The organism is uncultured Vibrio sp., from assembly GCF_947488985.1.
Lineage (GTDB): Bacteria > Pseudomonadota > Gammaproteobacteria > Enterobacterales > Vibrionaceae > Vibrio.
In genome coordinates, this window is the sequence record NZ_CANLBV010000192.1 from 1 (window position 1) to 2,137 (window position 2,137).

A 2,137-nucleotide genomic window follows, 5' to 3' on the forward strand; every position below is an offset into this window, starting at 1 on the left:
TACTTCCCCCTCGCCGCGATTAAAACGCTTTTATCTCGAACAAAATTTAACCACGAAAGATCAACACGCCCTAGTAATTTACGTAATAAAGGCGAGTATTTATAGAATGCTTTTGAAGGGAGAGAATGATAGGAGTGGAGCCGAACATAGCGTATCCACTCGCCAAATATTTAACAGCCAAAAATGACCAAAACCAATGCTTATTCAAGATCAGTGATTGCACACACGCTCACGATTGGTGCACAGCTTGTTTTCAACAACCACAACTTTTTCCATCTTCAGGAAAAACGTCAATAGGCCATCTAAATCCAAACCGTTTAGCTTACACGTGTGGAAGCGAGCTTCTGCGCCATATTGTTGAGCGAGCGCCTGCGTCAGCTCTTCGCGAGTCAGTGGTTTTTCACTCAATAGGTTTAAAACGTTGTGCGCGTGAATTTCGGTTGTCATAACTCAATCTCATGTTTAATGAATTCAGCCTAGAGTACCGATTTTGATTAAAGCTGCTTTGATGTAGCTCAGAATTGAGCACGCTCTACCCTAAAGAGTAAGAGAGGCGACAATGATAGCATGCGCCAAAAAGTAACCGCCCATCACCCAGCAATAAGCCCCTTTGATTGAGCCACGGTAGCAACTTAACGCGTAAGCCAATGCAGAAGGCAGTAACACGCTACAGCCAACAAACCCCAACGCATGCGACAGTTGCGGGTCGAGCAACCAAACCTCACCCGAGGCCCAGACTAATTGGATGAGCATGATGCCCATGATCACCACAGGAAAGACTAACTGACCTAGACGAGGAAGGAGTAAAAAGAAAGCGACCACACACGCTGCAAGTAGCAAGGCGAACAACCACCAAACCACCTCTCCAGACAGTTGAATCCAGAATGCTTTGCTGTAGCAAACTTGAGCCACCAATAGACAAACAAAGTGCAAGGGCCGTTTTTGAGTCAGGGTATGGAGCGCATCGGCCACTGCAAAGAGTACCAACCCAGCCACCAGCCAATAGGTAAAATCAGCAACAACAGACTGAGTTAAAGCAATAATTGCTAACAATACAAAGGTTAATACCTTATACGATAAGGCCTGACCGATATGTCCATGCTTCGTTCCTGCTATTGCTCCTATACCAGATAAGGAAACCGCTAACCAACTCCACATACCATTTGCCCTATTACTTTCATCGTCGCCAGTCTAGGCTCACACCCGTTGATGTAAAGACTAAACCACTCAAAATTAGATCTCGATTACGCTTCCACGAAAAAGCGCCTCTTTAGATTGAAGTCGTCACAATACCTGCTGCGAAAATCACTACTTGGTTAAAACTAGAGCGATTACTCGTAAAACTCACAGAAATAGGCGCTAGAGGGCATGGTCAATAAAACCCGTCATTTCTAACCAACCTAAACCATGCAAAGTCGCCATATACTGCCCGTAACCAGGTTTTAAAATTAAAAAGAACAATATAAAAAACAAATAAAAACAACAACTTAAAACCAAACAACAGGATAAAAAGGGAAATTAAAACACCAATATAAGCTAGAGTTATAAAGTCCATCAATTTCATTAAAAATAACAACTTTGTCAGCTTCCCCCCCAAGCCTATAGTCAAACACAACCAACAACTCAAGGCTAAAACGTAAAAACAAAACCAAATCACACCCAGCAACTTCCAAAGCCTATTAATACAGTTTAACAAACATCAACAAAACAAATTAAAAAAAATCAACACGCAAAAACAAAGACTTACAACAATACAGAACAAACAAAAACCACAAGGAACAAAATTAACACACCCCATAAAATACAATAAATAAGACATTAATAAGCCAAATATAAGTTAGTTTACCCATCCTTTTAAAGCTTTCGAAACCAATGCTTGACCTAAGCCGATAAGTAGTGCTATTGTAAAAACATAGCGAGAGGCAACCAAATTTAGGAGTAGTGTTATGATTTCATCTTCGCAAAGACAAGGACTTGTAATGATCGCGGTAGTTGTAGGTCTAATGACACTACCAATGATGTACTAAGCAAGTTACTAATAAAAAGGGACGCCTATGGCGTAATGCCGATCAGTTAAGACAATAATCGGCAGATCAGTTGAATGATCCTACCAACATGTAAAAATCCGATAGACCCT

2 protein-coding genes are annotated in these 2,137 nt (G+C 41.2%); both read right to left on the minus strand.

All coding sequences use genetic code 11. The annotated features are described in order from the left end of the window. Positions 1–210: 210 nt before the first annotated feature. Positions 211–447, minus strand: a complete 237-nt coding sequence (locus tag Q1A70_RS19595; RefSeq protein ID WP_299695630.1) for a YecH family metal-binding protein — start codon at positions 445–447, stop codon at positions 211–213. Between the two features lie 90 nt (positions 448–537). After that, positions 538–1,158 carry a lysoplasmalogenase gene (locus Q1A70_RS19600; protein ID WP_299695632.1) on the minus strand — a complete coding sequence of 207 codons (621 nt, stop codon included), beginning with the start codon at positions 1,156–1,158 and terminating at the stop codon, positions 538–540. Between the last annotated feature and the right edge of the window lie 979 nt (positions 1,159–2,137).

Bases quoted from the DNA above. Each gene is read 5' to 3' on its own strand.
- Q1A70_RS19595 (WP_299695630.1), bottom strand. From the start codon at position 447: ATGACAACCGAAATTCACGCGCACAACGTTTTAAACCTATTGAGTGAA.
- Q1A70_RS19600 (WP_299695632.1), bottom strand. From the start codon at position 1,158: ATGTGGAGTTGGTTAGCGGTTTCCTTATCTGGTATAGGAGCAATAGCA.